The organism is Mycobacterium sp. G7A2, assembly GCF_041902445.1.
Classification (GTDB): domain Bacteria; phylum Actinomycetota; class Actinomycetes; order Mycobacteriales; family Mycobacteriaceae; genus Mycobacterium.
The window spans coordinates 282,716-298,692 of sequence record NZ_CP169251.1; the positions used below are offsets into that span (position 1 = coordinate 282,716).

14 protein-coding genes are annotated in these 15,977 nt (G+C 68.0%); 7 read left to right on the top strand and 7 right to left on the bottom strand.

Features of this window, described 5'->3' with window-relative positions:
* Positions 1-334 precede the first annotated feature (334 nt).
* The 3 genes from gltB (at position 335) to ACEWX3_RS01345 (ending at position 6,774) form a co-directional block, all read left to right on the top strand.
* Complete coding sequence (gene gltB / locus ACEWX3_RS01335; RefSeq protein WP_374158510.1) at positions 335-4,918, top strand: glutamate synthase large subunit; 4,584 nt, start codon at positions 335-337, stop codon at positions 4,916-4,918.
* Complete coding sequence (locus ACEWX3_RS01340; RefSeq protein ID WP_207068630.1) at positions 4,911-6,377, top strand: glutamate synthase subunit beta; 1,467 nt, start codon at positions 4,911-4,913, stop codon at positions 6,375-6,377. Before gltB ends, ACEWX3_RS01340 begins: the two co-directional genes overlap by 8 nt.
* 256 nt (positions 6,378-6,633) lie before the next feature.
* Complete coding sequence (locus tag ACEWX3_RS01345) at positions 6,634-6,774, top strand: hypothetical protein (RefSeq protein ID WP_207068631.1); 141 nt, start codon at positions 6,634-6,636, stop codon at positions 6,772-6,774.
* Positions 6,775-6,853: 79 nt separating this feature from the next.
* Here the strand turns inward: ACEWX3_RS01345 and ACEWX3_RS01350 are convergent, their stop codons facing one another.
* A complete protein-coding gene (locus ACEWX3_RS01350; RefSeq protein WP_374158511.1) occupies positions 6,854-7,711 on the bottom strand; it encodes an LLM class F420-dependent oxidoreductase in 858 nt (285 codons plus the stop codon).
* A 68-nt stretch (positions 7,712-7,779) separates the two neighbouring features.
* Between ACEWX3_RS01350 and ACEWX3_RS01355 the strand changes: the two genes are divergently transcribed.
* From ACEWX3_RS01355 to ACEWX3_RS01365, 3 genes are all read left to right on the top strand, one after another.
* Positions 7,780-8,352 carry a TIGR03086 family metal-binding protein gene (locus ACEWX3_RS01355; protein WP_374158512.1) on the top strand — a complete coding sequence of 191 codons (573 nt, stop codon included), beginning with the start codon at positions 7,780-7,782 and terminating at the stop codon, positions 8,350-8,352.
* An 89-nt stretch (positions 8,353-8,441) separates the two neighbouring features.
* A complete protein-coding gene (locus tag ACEWX3_RS01360) occupies positions 8,442-9,137 on the top strand; it encodes a hypothetical protein (RefSeq protein ID WP_374158513.1) in 696 nt (231 codons plus the stop codon).
* A 39-nt stretch (positions 9,138-9,176) separates the two neighbouring features.
* Positions 9,177-10,181: a PHP domain-containing protein gene (locus ACEWX3_RS01365; RefSeq protein ID WP_374158514.1), complete on the top strand. Its 1,005-nt coding sequence runs from the start codon at positions 9,177-9,179 to the stop codon at positions 10,179-10,181.
* A gap of 4 nt (positions 10,182-10,185) precedes the next feature.
* Here the strand turns inward: ACEWX3_RS01365 and dinB are convergent, their stop codons facing one another.
* Both dinB and ACEWX3_RS01375 read right to left on the bottom strand, forming a co-directional pair.
* The gene (dinB, locus tag ACEWX3_RS01370) at positions 10,186-11,397 is read right to left on the bottom strand and encodes a DNA polymerase IV (RefSeq protein ID WP_374158515.1); all 1,212 of its coding nucleotides are present in this window, start codon (positions 11,395-11,397) and stop codon (positions 10,186-10,188) included.
* 24 nt (positions 11,398-11,421) lie between these two features.
* Entirely contained in the window at positions 11,422-12,060 is a 639-nt protein-coding gene (locus ACEWX3_RS01375) for a TetR/AcrR family transcriptional regulator (protein ID WP_373889107.1), read from the bottom strand.
* A 76-nt stretch (positions 12,061-12,136) separates the two neighbouring features.
* On the opposite strand from ACEWX3_RS01375, the gene ACEWX3_RS01380 reads away from it, so the two are divergent.
* Positions 12,137-13,615, top strand: a complete 1,479-nt coding sequence (locus ACEWX3_RS01380; RefSeq protein ID WP_374158516.1) for a flavin-containing monooxygenase — start codon at positions 12,137-12,139, stop codon at positions 13,613-13,615.
* Between the two features lie 19 nt (positions 13,616-13,634).
* Here ACEWX3_RS01380 and rraA read toward each other — a convergent pair whose 3' ends face one another.
* The 4 genes from rraA to ACEWX3_RS01400 all read right to left on the bottom strand — a co-directional run bounded on the left by rraA (position 13,635) and on the right by ACEWX3_RS01400 (position 15,866).
* The gene (gene rraA, locus ACEWX3_RS01385) at positions 13,635-14,129 is read right to left on the bottom strand and encodes a ribonuclease E activity regulator RraA (protein ID WP_374158517.1); all 495 of its coding nucleotides are present in this window, start codon (positions 14,127-14,129) and stop codon (positions 13,635-13,637) included.
* 12 nt (positions 14,130-14,141) lie between these two features.
* Entirely contained in the window at positions 14,142-14,594 is a 453-nt protein-coding gene (locus ACEWX3_RS01390; protein ID WP_374158518.1) for a hypothetical protein, read from the bottom strand.
* A 61-nt stretch (positions 14,595-14,655) separates the two neighbouring features.
* On the bottom strand, positions 14,656-15,213 hold the full coding sequence (locus ACEWX3_RS01395) for a copper resistance protein CopC (RefSeq protein WP_374159989.1): 558 nt from the start codon (positions 15,211-15,213) through the stop codon (positions 14,656-14,658).
* The gene (locus ACEWX3_RS01400) at positions 15,210-15,866 is read right to left on the bottom strand and encodes a DUF6474 family protein (RefSeq protein WP_207068641.1); all 657 of its coding nucleotides are present in this window, start codon (positions 15,864-15,866) and stop codon (positions 15,210-15,212) included. Before ACEWX3_RS01400 ends, ACEWX3_RS01395 begins: the two co-directional genes overlap by 4 nt.
* Positions 15,867-15,977 lie beyond the last annotated feature (111 nt).

Here is a 15,977-nt window from a genome sequence, read left to right on the forward strand (position 1 = left end):
TCCGATGGTCGGTTTCGGCCGAACCGCCGGGTTTGCCGGTCGGGCGCCGGGGCCGTCGTCAAATGACCTCCGGGGCAACGTTATTCATCCGTGATCGGCAGGGCTCGGCGCCGGTGCCGCAGATTGCCGGGCAAAACTTGTTAGGTCGCACTAAGTTGGCATGTCAGGGGCCCTTTGTCATATCGTTTTCAACACTTGTGGCGAGTGGGAAAAGGGCCGTCGTTCAGTGCTGCACGAAGGTGCCTCAATCGCCAGACCGGCTAACGCCCTCGTCGACGATTGCCGTCAGTAGCGCGCCGTGACCCGGCGTGTGCATGGAAAAAGGTAGGTGGGAATGGCGCCCAACGCTCAGGGGCTGTACAACCCCGCGTTCGAGCATGACGCGTGTGGCGTGGCGATGGTGGCCGATATGCACGGCCGACGGAGCCGCGACATCGTCGAGAAGGCCATCACCGCGCTTCTGAACCTGGAACACCGCGGCGCCCAGGGCGCCGAGCCGCACACCGGTGACGGTGCGGGCATCTTGCTGCAGGTTCCCGACGAGTTCTGTCGGGCTGTCTGCGACTTCGAGCTGCCCGAGCCCGGCAGCTACGCCACCGGCATCGCGTTCCTGCCGCAGTCGTCGAAGGACGCGGCGGCAGCCTGTGAGTCCGTCGGCAAGATCGCCGAGGCCGAGGGCCTCGAGGTGCTGGGCTGGCGAGACGTGCCGACCGACGACTCCTCGCTGGGCGCACTGGCGCGCGACGCGATGCCGACGTTCCGTCAGGTCTTCCTGGCCGGCGCCAGTGGCATGGAGCTGGAGCGCCGCGCGTATGTGGTGCGCAAACGCGCCGAGCACGAGCTCGGCACCAAGGGGCCCGGCCAGGATGGCCCGGGCCGCGAGACCGTGTACTTCCCCAGCCTGTCGGGGCAGACCTTCGTCTTCAAGGGCATGCTGACCACGCCGCAGCTCAAGGCGTTCTACCTGGACCTGCAGGATGAGCGACTCACCAGCGCGCTGGGCATCGTGCACTCGCGGTTCTCCACCAACACCTTCCCCTCGTGGCCGCTGGCCCACCCGTTCCGGCGGGTCGCCCACAACGGTGAGATCAACACCGTCACCGGCAACGAGAACTGGATGCGGGCGCGGGAAGCGCTGATCAAGACCGACGTGTTCGGAGCGGGCCAGGACCTCGACCAGGTGGTGCCCGTGTGCACCCCCGGGGCGTCGGACACCGCGCGCTTCGACGAGGTGCTCGAATTGCTGCACCTCGGCGGGCGCAGCCTGCCGCACGCGGTGCTGATGATGATCCCCGAGGCCTGGGAACACCACGAGTCGATGGACCCGGCGCAACGGGCGTTCTACCGCTACCACGCCTCGCTGATGGAGCCGTGGGACGGACCCGCCTCGGTGTGCTTCACCGACGGCACCGTCATCGGCGCCGTCCTCGACCGCAACGGGCTGCGCCCGTCGCGCATCTGGGTCACCAACGACGGCCTGGTGGTCATGGCGTCCGAAGCCGGCGTCCTGGACCTCGACCCCGCCACCGTGGTCAAGAAGATGCGGTTGCAGCCGGGCCGGATGTTCCTCGTCGACACCGCGCAGGGGCGCATCGTCTCCGACGAGGAGATCAAGAACGAGCTCGCCGCCGAGCAGCCTTACCAGGAGTGGCTGGACGCGGGCCTGTTCGATCTCGACGAACTGCCGCAGGGCGACTACGTGCGCATGCCCCACCACCGCGTGGTGCTGCGCCAACAGGTGTTCGGCTACACCTACGAGGAGCTCAACCTGCTGGTGGCGCCGATGGCGCGCACCGGTGCCGAGGCGCTGGGTTCGATGGGCACCGACACGCCGATCGCGGTGCTGTCGGCCCGGCCGCGGATGCTCTACGACTACTTCCAGCAGATGTTCGCCCAGGTGACCAACCCGCCGCTGGACGCGATCCGCGAAGAGGTGGTCACCAGCCTGCAGGGCACCGTCGGTCCGGAGGGCGACCTGCTCAACCCGACCGCCGACTCGTGCCGCCAGATCGTGTTGCAGCAGCCGATCCTGCGCAACGCCGAGCTGTCGAAGCTGATCTGCGTCGATCCCGACCACGAGATCCGCGGCCACAAGCACGGCATGCGTGCGGCGGTGATCCGGTGCCTCTACCCGGTGAACCGCGGCGGTCAGGGGCTCAAGGAAGCGCTGGACAACGTCCGTGCCAAGGTGTCGACGGCCATTCGCGAGGGTGCCCGCATCATCGTGCTCTCCGACCGCGAGTCCAACGAGCAGATGGCACCGATCCCGTCGCTGCTGTCGGTGTCGGCCGTGCACCACCATCTGGTGCGTGAGCGCACCAGGACCAAGGTGGGTCTGGTCGTCGAGGCCGGTGACGCCCGCGAGGTGCACCACATGGCCTGCCTGGTCGGCTTCGGTGCGGCCGCGATCAACCCCTACATGGCCTTCGAGTCCATCGAGGACATGGTCGACCGCGGGGTGATCACCGGAATCAGCAGTGATCAGGCCAAAGCCAATTACGTCAAGGCCGCCGGCAAGGGTGTGCTCAAGGTGATGTCCAAGATGGGCATCTCGACCCTCGCCTCCTACACCGGCGCCCAGCTCTTCCAGGCCATCGGGATCAGCCAGCCTCTGCTGGACGACTACTTCACCGGCCTGGCCTGCCCGGTGGGCGGGATCGATCTCGACGACATCGCCGACGACGTCGCGGCCCGGCATTCGCTGGCCTACCTGGACCGGCCCGACGAGTGGGCGCACCGCGAGCTCGAGGTGGGCGGTGAGTACCAGTGGCGCCGCGAGGGCGAGTATCACCTGTTCAACCCCGAGACCGTCTTCAAACTGCAGCATTCGACCCGCACGGGCCAGTACGAGGTCTTCAAGGAGTACACCCGCCTGGTCGACGACCAGAGTGAGCGCATCGCCTCGCTGCGCGGTCTGCTGAAGTTCCGCGACGGGGTGCGCCCACCGGTTCCGCTGGAAGAGGTGGAACCGGCGAGCGAGATCGTCAAGCGGTTCTCCACGGGGGCGATGAGCTACGGCTCCATCTCCGCCGAGGCGCACGAGACGCTGGCGATCGCGATGAACCGTCTCGGCGGCCGGTCGAACTCCGGTGAGGGTGGTGAATCCGTCACCCGCTTCGATCCCGACGAGAACGGCGACTGGCGCCGTAGCGCGATCAAGCAGGTCGCGTCGGGCCGGTTCGGGGTGACCAGCCACTACCTGACCAACTGCACCGACATCCAGATCAAGATGGCCCAAGGCGCCAAACCGGGTGAGGGCGGCCAGCTTCCGGGCCACAAGGTGTATCCCTGGGTGGCCGAGGTGCGGCACTCCACCCCCGGCGTGGGCTTGATCTCGCCGCCGCCGCACCATGACATCTACTCGATCGAGGACCTGGCGCAGCTGATCCACGATCTGAAGAACGCCAACCCGTCCGCCCGTATCCACGTCAAGTTGGTCAGCGAGAACGGAGTCGGCACGGTCGCGGCCGGGGTGTCCAAGGCGCACGCCGACGTGGTGCTGATCTCCGGGCACGACGGCGGCACCGGCGCCACGCCGCTGACGTCGATGAAGCACGCGGGCGCGCCCTGGGAGCTCGGCCTGGCCGAGACCCAGCAGACACTGCTGCTCAACGGGCTCCGGGATCGGATCGTGGTGCAGGTCGACGGTCAGCTCAAGACCGGCCGCGACGTCGTCGTCGGTGCGCTGCTCGGCGCCGAGGAGTTCGGCTTCGCGACCGCGCCGCTGGTGGTGTCCGGCTGCATCATGATGCGGGTCTGCCACCTCGACACCTGCCCGGTCGGCGTCGCCACCCAGAATCCGGTGCTGCGCCAGCGCTTCATGGGCAAGCCCGAGTTCGTCGAGAACTTCTTCATGTTCATCGCCGAAGAGGTCCGGGAACTGATGGCGCAGTTGGGCTTCCGCACCGTCAACGAGATGGTGGGGCAGGTCGGCTCGCTGGACACCACTCAGGCCGCCGCGCATTGGAAGGCGCACAAGCTGGATCTGGCGCCCGTGCTGCACGAGCCCGAGTCGGCGTTCATGAACCAGGATCTGTACTGCAGTTCGCGGCAGGACCACGGGCTGGACAAGGCGCTGGACCAGCAGTTGATCGTGCAGAGCCGGGAAGCGCTCGACAGCGGCTCCCCGGTCCGTTTCTCGACCAAGATCGCCAACGTCAACCGCACCGTGGGCACGATGCTCGGCCATGAGGTGACGAAGGCCTATGGCGGGCAAGGGCTTCCCGACGGAACCATCGACATCACATTCGACGGTTCGGCGGGCAACAGCTTCGGTGCGTTCCTGCCCAAGGGCATCACGCTGCGGGTCTACGGCGATGCCAACGACTACATCGGCAAGGGCCTGTCGGGTGGACGGATCGTGGTGCGCCCGCCGGAGGACGCCCCGGAATCCTATGTCGCCGAGGACAACATCATCGCCGGCAACGTCGCTCTGTTCGGTGCGACCGAAGGGCAGATGTTCCTGCGCGGTCAGGTCGGCGAGCGGTTCGCGGTGCGCAACTCCGGGGCGCACGCGGTGGTCGAAGGCGTCGGAGACCACGGCTGTGAGTACATGACCGGCGGACGGGTGATCATCCTCGGGCCGACGGGGCGCAACTTCGCTGCGGGCATGTCCGGCGGAATCACCTTCGTCCACGATCCGCACGACGTGTTGGGTGACAACCTCAACGCGGAGATGGTGCTGCTCGAGGAATTGGGGCCGGAGGACGCCGAGTACGTCCACGGCATGATCACCGCCCATGTCGATGCCACCGATTCCGCGGTGGGGCAACGCATTCTGGCTGATTGGGAGAACGAGATGGCGCACTTCACAAAGGTGATGCCGCGCGACTACAAGCGGGTGTTGCAGGCGATCGCCGACGCGCAGAGCAGTGGCAAAGATGTCGACGAAGCGATCATGGCGGCCGCCGGTGCCTGATCCCCGCGGTTTTCTCAAGTACACCCATCGGGAGACGCCGCAGCGGCGCCCCGTGGATCTGCGGCTGCGTGACTGGAAAGAGGTCTACGAGGACTTCTCCCACGACACGCTCACCGAGCAGGCCACCCGCTGTATGGATTGCGGTATCCCGTTCTGCCACAACGGCTGCCCGTTGGGAAACCTGATCCCGGAATGGAACGACCAGGTGCGCACCGGCCGTTGGCGCGACGCCATCGAGCGGCTGCACGCGACCAACAACTTCCCCGAGTTCACCGGCCGGCTGTGCCCGGCGCCGTGTGAGGGTTCGTGCGTGCTGGGCATCAATCAGGATCCGGTCACGATCAAGCAGATCGAGGTCGAGATCATCGACAACGCCTTCGCCGAGGGGTGGGTGGTGCCGCTGCCGCCGGATCGGCTGACGGGCAAGACCGTTGCCGTCGTCGGTTCCGGGCCGGCCGGGTTGGCCGCCGCTCAGCAGCTCACCCGTGCCGGGCACACGGTCACCGTGTTCGAGCGGGACGACCGCATCGGCGGGCTGCTGCGGTACGGCATCCCCGAATTCAAGATGGAGAAGCGTCACGTCGACCGCCGTCTGGAGCAGATGCGCGCAGAGGGCACCGAGTTCCGTGCCGGGGTCAACGTCGGTGTCGACATCACCGCCCAGCAGCTGCGCAAGGAGTTCGACGCGGTGGTGCTGGCCGGCGGTGCGACCGCACGTCGGGATCTGCCGATTCCGGGCCGCGACCTGGCGGGCATCCACCAGGCGATGGAATACCTGCCGTGGGCCAACCGCTTTGCCGCGGGCGATGACGTCAAGGGTGACGACGGTGAGCCGCCGATCACCGCCAAGGGCAAGAAGGTGGTCATCATCGGCGGTGGCGACACCGGCGCCGACTGCCTGGGCACCGCGCATCGCCAGGGCGCCACGCATGTGCACCAGTTCGAGATCATGCCGCGACCGCCGGAGAGCCGCGCTGACTCCACTCCGTGGCCGACCTATCCGCTGATGTACCGCGTGACGTCCGCGCACGAGGAAGGCGGCGACCGCGTCTATTCGGTGAACACCGAGGAGTTCATCGGAGAGGACGGCCACGTGACCGGCCTGCGGGCCCACGAGGTGAAGATGAACGCCGGCAAGTTCGAGAAGATCGAGGGCACCGACTTCGTGCTGGAGGCCGATCTCGTGCTGCTGGCGATGGGCTTCACCGGTCCGGAGCGGCCGGGTCTGCTCAACGATCTGGGTGTGGAGTTCACCGATCGCGGCAATGTGAGCCGGGACGACGCGTTCGCGACATCGGTGCCGGGGGTGTACGTGGCAGGCGACATGGGCCGCGGTCAGTCGCTGATCGTGTGGGCGATCGCCGAGGGGCGCGCGGCGGCCGCCGCGGTGGACCGCTACCTGGTGGGCCACACGGCGCTGCCGGCGCCGATCAAACCCACCACCGCTCCGCAGCGATGAGCGCTGGGTAGCTCTCCCAGCGCGAGATTGCGTGGGTGGTTGTGGTCGAGCGGGCCGCGCAACCCTCCGCGCAATCTCGGCGTGTCAGCGGCTGAATCGAGTCACATCCGTCACTTCTGCCTCTTGAAAAACATCCGATCATTAATCGGCGTGTTTCCGAGAGTTTGCCAGCCCCTGGGTATCTAATGACTTGGTGAGGGCGCTGCGGTAAGGTGGCTCCCCGGGTCAGCTATTGCACACCGCAGGAGTGGTCACCGTGTACATCAACCAGATTACCCGGTCGCGGGTAAGTCGAATTGCCTGGTTATTGTTCCGTCACCCCGTCAAGAGCCGCGAATTTCCTGCGAAGGCCGAGCGGCTGGTCACCGCCGACGAGCTCCTTCGCTACGGCATCTAGCGAACCCCGCGCCGGCTCGGAACGGGGCCGGCGGGGCGGGTGATCCGCTATTTGCCGAACTGTTATATTTTCGTGACCGTCAGCCGTCTTTGCTGGCCAGACCCGATTCCCGGATCCTTTCCGCCAACGGTTCCAGTACTGCCGGATCGTACGGCGGGGGCAGGTACACGATCGCCATGTCCAGGCCCTCGGCGCCGAGCGCCGCGGCCTCATCGATGACCCGGTCGTAATCGCGCTCCGGGTTGAGCCGCACATGGGCCGACAGCATGATGTCCTCCGGATCACGGCCGATGTCGGCGCAGTGCGCGGCGAGCACCTCGCGCTTGCGGGCGAACTCCTCCGGCGGCCCTCCCACGAAGTTCCAGTGGTCGGCGTACCGGGCGGTGATCCGCAGGGTGCGCTTCTCGCCGTTGCCGCCGATACAGATCGGCGGATGAGGCCGCTGTGGGCCCTTGGGTTCGTTACGCGCCTCGGTGAGCCGGTAGAACGCGCCGTCGAAGCTCGTCGTTTCCTGCGACAGCAACCCGGTCAGCACCTCACAGGCCTCCTCGAAACGGTCGAAGCGCTCTTTGACCGTACCCAGCGCGATGCCGTAGGCGCCGGACTCCTCCTCGTTCCAGCCGGCGCCGATCCCGAGTTCGAGGCGCCCACCGGACACGATGTCCAATGTCGAGGCCATGTTGGCCAGCACCGCAGGATGCCGGTAGTGGATTCCGGTGACGAGCACCCCGACGCGCAGCCGCGTCGTCGCTTGGGCCAGCGCGGTCAGGGTCACCCACCCCTCCAGGCAGGGGCCGGTGGGATCGGAGAAGATCGGGTAGAAGTGGTCGAACGTCCAGCCCGACTCGAAGACGTCGATGTCGTCGGCGGCCTGCCACACCGCCAGCATGTCCGGCCACGTGGTGTTCTGCGGGGATGTCTTGAAGGCGAATCTCACCCCTGCGACTGTAGAACCGCGAACTGGCAGACCGATGAGAACGCCGCGCCCGGCCGGTCTGTACGGCCATGATCGACATGACCCCCGCGTGCCTCACCACCGCCGGCCTTCTCACGGCCCTCGACGACGGACGGCTCAGCGATCCCACCCCGTGCCGCGACATGGACATCGCCGCGCTTCTCGCGCACCTCGGCGGACTGTCCCTCGCCTTCACCGCTGCGGCCGGCAAGCAGTTCGGCGAGCTGACCGACACCGGGCCGACCCCCGACGCCGCACTCGACGCCGACTGGCGGACGAGCTATCCGGGCCGACTCGCCGCGCTGGGCGCATCGTGGGCCGACCCGGCGGCGTGGACCGGCACGACCCGGGCAGCCGGGATCGATTTCCCCGCTGAGGTCTGTGGCTTGATCGCGCTCACCGAAGTGGTCGTGCACGGGTGGGATCTCGCGCGCGCTGCCCGTCTGGCGTACGACGTGCCGCCGGCGCTGCTCGCAGCGATCCTGCCGCACGTCGCCTCGTTCGCCGAAGACCCTGTCGAAGGTCTGTTCGACGCACCGCGGCCCGTCGCCGATGACGCCCCGGCGCTCACCCGGGTGGTGGCGTTGACCGGCCGGGATCCGCACTGGCAACCCCCGCGCTGACCTCCCCGCTGTTTGTCAGCTGGCACACCGGGTAGCAGTCCTGATGGCACCCATCTGGAGATGGAGCGACCCGAACGAGGAGGACAGTAATGCGATCCAAGGCAATCTTCGCCGCGGCGGCGGCCGCGGCGCTCCCGCTGGCCGGTGCCGGCACCGCGACGGCGCAGGAGCCGCCACCACCTCCTGCGGTGCCCACCGTCATCCCGCTGCTTCCGCTCAACGGAACCGACGTGACCGGCACCGCCACGCTGACCCCCAACCCGGACGGCAGCCTGCGCGTGCAGGTCAACGCGTCCGGCATGCTTCCGAACCAGCCCCATGCCCAGCACATCCACGGCAATGCCGAGGGGCGGGACTTCGTGTGCCCGGGACCCGCGGAGGATCTGAGCAGGGACCGCAACGGTGACGGCTTGCTCTCGGCAGTGGACGGATCCGCAGCGTACGGACCGATCTTCATCTCGCTGACCACCGAGGGCGCCACCGACTCGAACAGCGCGCTGGCTCTGGACAGGTTCCCGGTCGCCGATGACACCGGACAGGTGGTCTACGACCGGACCCTGACCGCCGAACAACTGCCTGACGGCACCATCGCGCACCTGGCGGATCTGACCGTCGTCGAGCACGGTGTCGACGTGGACGGCAACGGGCAGTACAACATGGATTCGCCGATCGGCGAATCGGAGATCGCTCAGGTCATGAACGCCACCGGTGTGCCCGCGGAAGCCACCTATCCGGCGGCCTGCGGCGCAGCGCTGGGTGGCACCCCCGGCGACAGCGGCAACTGATCGACGCGCGGCGGACCGGGTCCGGGGCACACTGAGGTCATGGATCCGGTCACCGCGCTGAGACAGATCGCCTATTACAAGGACCGTGCGCGCGAGGATCCCCGGCGCGTGATGGCCTACCGCAACGCAGCCGATGTCGTCGAGGCGCTCACCGACGAGCAGCGCGCCACGCACGGAAAGTCCAACAGCTGGCAGAGCCTGCCGAAGATCGGGCCCAAGACCGCCGCCGTCATCGCGCAGGCGTGGTCGGGGCGTGAACCCGACGTGTTGATCGAGCTCAAAGACTCGGCCGAGGATCTCGGCGGCGGCGCTCTGCGGGCGGCCCTGCGCGGCGACCTCCACGTACATTCCAACTGGTCGGACGGCTCGGCGCCCATCGAGGAGATGATGCTCGCCGCGCGCGACCTGGGGCACGAATACTGTGCGCTGACCGACCACTCGCCGCGCCTGCGAATCGCCAACGGGCTGTCCGCCGACCGACTGCGTGAGCAACTCGACGTCATCGACGAGGTTCGTGAGCTCGTCGCGCCGATGCGGATCCTGACCGGCATCGAGGTCGACATCCTCGAGGACGGCTCGCTCGACCAAGAGCCTGCGCTGCTCGAGCGTCTCGACGTGGTGGTCGCCAGCGTGCACTCCAAGTTGGCGATGGACGCGGCGGCGATGACGCGCCGCATGCTCAAGGCGGTGGCCAATCCCCACACCGACGTGCTCGGACACTGCACCGGACGGCTCGTGACCGGAGGTCGTGGAATGCGCCCGGAGTCGCAGTTCGACGCCGAAAAGGTCTTCACCGCGTGCCGCGACCACGGCACCGCGGTGGAGATCAACTCCCGTCCCGAACGCCGCGATCCGCCGACCCGGCTGTTGACGCTGGCCATGGACATCGGGTGTGTCTTCGCCATCGACACCGATTCCCATGCACCCGGTCAGTTGGACTTCCTGGGCTACGGTGCCCAGCGGGCCCTCGATGCCGGACTGCCGGCCGAGCGCATCGTCAACACGTGGCCGGCCGATGCGTTACTGGAGTGGGCTGCGCGCTGAGGTGTCAATCCGGGAGGTGCGGCATCTCCCATCCCGCGTCGCGGCCGAGCAGCACCCCGCGGGTGAGTGCCGCGTTGCCGTAGCGCTGGCGAACCAGGTCGACCGCAGAGTCGATCGTGTACGTGTCACAACCTTTTTCGAACGGCAGCTCCAGCTGTTCCGCACCCTCGCGGTCGATGTTGCACACCGCGAAGCCGATCAGTGTCAGGCCCCGCTCACTGACGACCGGAGCCGCCTGGATGACCAGATCCCTTGCCGCAGAGAGGATCACGTCGGTAGATGCCGTCGACCTCGGCAACGTGCGTGACCGCGTGGCGCGGCCGAAGTCGTCGAACCGCAACCGCAGCACGACCGTTCGCCCCGAGCGCCCCGCCGCGCGCATCCGCCGGGTGATCCGGTCGACGAGGTTCACCACGACCGCGTCGACCTGCTCGGGTGACATTGCGCTGCCGGCTCTTCCCAGGGCCCGCTGAGCCCCGACCGAGCGCCGCCGGTGGCCGGTGACGACGCGGCGCCGGTCGATGTTGCGGGACAACCCGAACAGCTGCCTGCCCATCGCCGGACCGAGCAGTGCCGTCAACGCTGTCTCGCTGAGTTCGGCGACGTCGGAGACGGTCTCGACCCCATGCGTGCGGAGTTTGTCGGCCGTCTTGGCGCCGACGCCCCAGAGCCGGCGCACCGGCAGCGGGTGCAAGAAGGCGAGTTCGCGGTCCGGCGGCACCATCAGCAGCCCGTCGGGTTTGGCCTCCTGGCTGGCGACCTTGGCGAGGAACTTGGTGCGCGCGATACCGACGGTGATCGGCAGGCCCACCTCCTCGCGCACCCGCTCGCGCAGCCGCGCCCCGATCTGCACCGGGGTGCCGGAGACGCGTCGCAACCCCGACACGTCGAGGAATGCCTCGTCGACGGACAGCGCCTCCACGATCGGGCTGGTGTCGTGGAACACCTCGAAGACCGCGGCACTGGCCTGCGAGTACGCCGACATCCGCGGCGGGACGACGATCGCGTGGGGGCACAGAGCGCGGGCCTGGCCGCCACCCATCGCGGTGCGCACGCCGTAGGCCTTGGCCTCGTAGCTGGCGGCCAGCACCACACCGCCGCCGACGATCACCGGCCGCCCGCGCAGCGACGGGTCATCGCGCTGCTCCACCGACGCATAGAAGGAGTCGAGGTCAGCGTGCAGGATGGTGGCCGAGCCGGAAGTCGACACGAACACATGTTCGCATCGGCCACCGACAGGTCAGCCGGCCTGGCCGTAGATGCTCGTCGTCCAGATGTGCACCAGGTTGTCCAGGACACGGTGATCGGCGATGGCCGGCTGGTGCCCGGCGAAAGTCGCCGTCATCACCGACTCGTTCATCAGGTTCAACGCGGTCGACAGCTCCACGGCGGGCACGGTCACCGGCGCCGCGCCGGCGGCGCGTTCGGCCTCGATGACCGCGGCGATGTGGTCGATCCAGCGCTGCATCGACGTCGCCCACAGCTCGCGGGCCTCGGAATGCGCCGATTTCACGGCCACGGTCGCCGCGCACACCGCGCGGTGGGCGCCGAACGTCTGGAAGAACGCCGCGATGCCGTGGCGCCAGATTGCCCGCCGGTCGGCCGGTCGCTCGGCGATCAGCCGCTCCAGCGCGGCGTCGGCCTCGGCGATCACCCGTTCGAGCAGTGTCAGCAGCACCGCGTCCTTGGACGGAAAGTAGAAGTAGAAGGTCGGTCGGGAGATGCCCGCACCTCTGGCCAGGTCGTCGACGGAGATCTCGGCCAGCGACCGGTCTTCGAGCAGACGTTCGGCGGTCTCCAGGATGGCGAGTTCGCGGTCGTCGCCGGACGGGCGCGCGGCACGGCGGGCGCGCGCGGGGCGGCTCGGGCTGACGGTCACGAGCGAGACTTTACACGGTGTCGAGATAATCAACAGGGTGTTGACCGGGTCGACACCCTGTTGATAGCTTGACGCCATGACCGAATTTGTCGACGTCGTCATCGTCGGAGCCGGGATCTCCGGTATCAGCGCCGCCTGGCATCTGCAGGACCGTTGTCCCGACAAGAGCTACGTGATCCTCGAACGCAGGGAGAATCTGGGCGGAACCTGGGATCTGTTCAAATACCCCGGTATCCGGTCGGACTCCGACATGTTCACCCTCGGCTTCCGCTTCAAGCCGTGGACCTCGGAGAAAGCCATCGCCGACGGACCGTCGATCATGGCCTACCTCGAGGAGACGGTCGCCGAGTACGGCATCGACAAGCACATCCGGTACCGCCAGAACGTGCTGTCCGCCGACTGGAGCGACGCCGAGGGTCGGTGGACGGTGCGGGTGGACCGCGACGGCGAGCAGATCGAGATCTCCTGCGCCTACCTGATGGCCTGCAGCGGCTACTACAACTACGAGCAGGGCTACTCACCGGAGTTCGCCGGATCCGACGACTTCGCGGGCACGATCGTGCATCCGCAGCACTGGCCCGAGGACCTCGACTACCGCGGCAAGCGGGTCGTGGTGATCGGCAGCGGCGCCACCGCCGTCACGCTCATCCCGGCTCTCGCCGATTCCGGCGCGGGACACGTCACCATGCTGCAGCGCTCACCTACCTACATCGGCGCGCTGCCGGACGTTGACCCGTTCACGGTGCGGATGAACAAGACCCTGCCCACCAAGGCGGCCTACGTCGTCAACCGGTGGAAGAGCATCGTGTTCCAGTCCGCCCAGTATCAGCTTGCGCGCCGGTTCCCGAACTTCATGCGCAAGACGCTGATGACGATGGCGCAGCGGCGCCTGCCCGAGGGCTACGACGTCGACAAGCACTTCGGTCCCAGCTACAACCCGTGGGACGAGCGGCTGTGCCTGGCGCCCAACGGCGACCTGTTCAAGACGATCCGCTCCGGCAAGGCCGACGTCGTCACCGACACCATCGAGCGCTTCACCGAGACCGGCATCCAGCTGAACTCGGGCGAGCACATCGACGCCGACATCATCGTCACCGCCACCGGCCTGAATCTGCAGCTGTTCGGCGGCGCGACCATCTCGCGCAACGGCGAGCCGATCGAACTGAACGACACGATGGCCTACAAGGGCATGATGCTGACCGGGATGCCGAACATGGCGTTCACCATCGGCTACACCAACGCGTCGTGGACTCTCAAGGCCGACCTGGTGTCGGAGTTCTTCTGCCGCGTCATCAACTACATGGACGACCACGGATACGACACCGTCGAACCCACCCACCCCGGCAACAGCGTCGACGAGCGCCCGCTGATGGACTTCACGCCGGGCTACGTGCTGCGCGCGCTGGACTACCTGCCCAAGTCCGGCTCCCGGGCACCGTGGCGGCTCAAGCAGAACTACCTGCTCGATCTGCAGCTGATCCGGCGCGGCAAGGTCGACGACGAGGCGCTGGCCTTCTCCCGGCATCGCGCTCCGGTGAACTCGACGTCTGCGTGATCGATCCGGTGGCGTCGGCTCAGTCCGGCGCCACCACCACGATCCCGTCGTCGTCGCTGTAGGCGACATCGCCGGGAGCGAAGACGACCCCGCCGAACTCGACGGCCTCGTCACGCACGCCCGCGCCGGTTTTGGTGCTCTTGCGGGGATTGGTGCCCAGCGCCTTGATGCCGATGTCGAGGGTGCGCAGCGTCGAGGCATCCCGGACCGCGCCGTTGATGATCAGACCCGACCACCCGTTGGAGCGGCCGAGGTCGGCGATCACGTCGCCGACCAGCGCGGTGTGCAACGAGCCGTCGCCGTCGATGACCAGCACCCCGCCGTCCCCGGGCTCCGACAGCACCGACTTGAGCAGAGCGTTGTCCTCGAAACAGCGCACCGTGGTGATCGGCCCGGCGAATTGCGGCCGGCCACCGTACTGGAACATCTGCAGGTCACAGCTGCGCACTTCCGGACCGATGTCGTCGACGAGGTCGGCGGTGGGACGCGGTTGCGGGCGCGGTGTCGATGTCACCGCGACAGTATTTCAGTCATCTCCGCCGCGCCGCGCCACCCAAAGCACCACCACCACCGCCAACAGGCCGGTGATCAACGCCGCCGCGATCGGCTTCACCGGCGAATCATCACGGTCGGGCTGGGGCGCCGGTGGGTTGGACACGGCGTCGCTGGCGCTGGCCACGGTCGACTTGGCTTGCGCGGCGGCCGCTTTGGCGGCCGAGGCAAGATCGCCGTTGGTCTTCGCGATCGCCGGCGCGGACGGCGCCTTGTCGGCCGGCGCAGTCTTCTTGGCCGCGGCTTTCTTCGCCGGTGCTTTCTTGGCGGGGGTCTTCTTGGCCGGCGTCTTCTTCGCGGCGGCTTTCTTCGCCGGAGCCTTCTTGGCCGGCGTCTTCTTCGCCGGGTCGGCCTTCTCGGCGGCGGGTGGCTGAACTGGCGGCACGGCGTCCGGGGTGTCGTCGGGCGGATCCGGCTGATCTGCCATGTCGCTGCTCCTTCGAGTGTGTAGGCACGCGGCAGTGGACCCCATCATGCCAGCGCCGGGGTTACGACTGGCGCCGGACCGCCCAGAGTGCGCCGGCGGCCACGACCGCCGTCGCGATCGCGACGAACGGCCACACCGGGGTCCCGCCGTCCCCGGAGGTGTCGGTGGGTGCGGCGGTGTCCGGGGGTGCGGTGGTCGCGGTGGGTGCGGGATCGTCCGTGGTCGGCGCCGCGGCCAACACCCGGAAGGTCCAGGATCCCGACACGACATGCCCGTCGGCGGACGTCGCCCGGTAGTTCGCGGTGTAGTCACCCGCGGGTCCCCCGGGGCGCACCGCGACACTGATCACGGTGCCCTCGACGGTGGGCTCACCGGCGCCGTACTGGAGGCCGTCGGGGCCGATGAGCGTCATGGCCGCGAACTGGGTCTGCATCGGCTCGTTGAACGTCGCGCTCACCCTCGACGGCGGCACCGAGACCTGCTCACCGTCGGCGGGACTGCTGGAGACCAGCGTGGCGTGCGACCACGCAGGGCCGGCCGAGGTCAACGCGATGGCAGACAGGCCGAACGCGAGAGTCGCGACGGCCGCCAGTCCGAACAGGCGGGTCACCGGCCTCAGCCCACACCCAGGCGGGCCATCAGGTCGGCGTCGATGCCGTCGAGCTGTTCGGTGATCGAGGCGTGCGCGGCGCGACGCCGGGCGGTCGGCATGCGCTCGGCCGCGGTCACCGCGGCCGCCAGATCGTTGAGGCGTTCGGTGATCGCCGCGACGAACTGCTTGGTCTCGGCGTCCTTGGGCTTCTTCTCCGTCAGGGTTCGCAGCGACTGTTCGGCGCCGGCGATTCGGGCCGACAGCTGCGCGCCGTGACCGGAGAACTGCCCGAGTTGGGTGAGCGGCACTCCCAGTCGGTCGGCGCGGCGTTCGTCGATCAGGCCTCGCGCCGCGATGGATGCCCGGTAGGCGAGCGGAACCAGGATCGGCGCCAGCAAACGTGAGACGGTCAGCGCTCGGCGAATTTTCGTCGGCGAGAGCAGTTTGCCCTCCCGAACCGCTTTGAGCTCGGTCTCGGCAACCTTGAGCGCAGCGCGGTCGCTCTCGCGCTGGGCGCGGAGCTGAGCCTTGAGGGCGCGCGCCTGCGCCTTCTGCTCGGCCTTGAAGCGGCGGACGTCGTTCTTCGCCGACAGTCTGGCTTCGAGCTTGGCCTTGGCCTTGATCGCCCGGGCTTCCGCCCTTCGGGTGGCGCGGGATTTACGTCGCGTGAACAGACCCATCCCAGCGGCCTCCCGTCATGTCATCGGCACGTCGTCGCCACCGAACCGACGGTGACAACGACCAACCCTAGCGGTCAGCGCAGCCGGGCGTGTCCGCGCCCCGACCCCCGG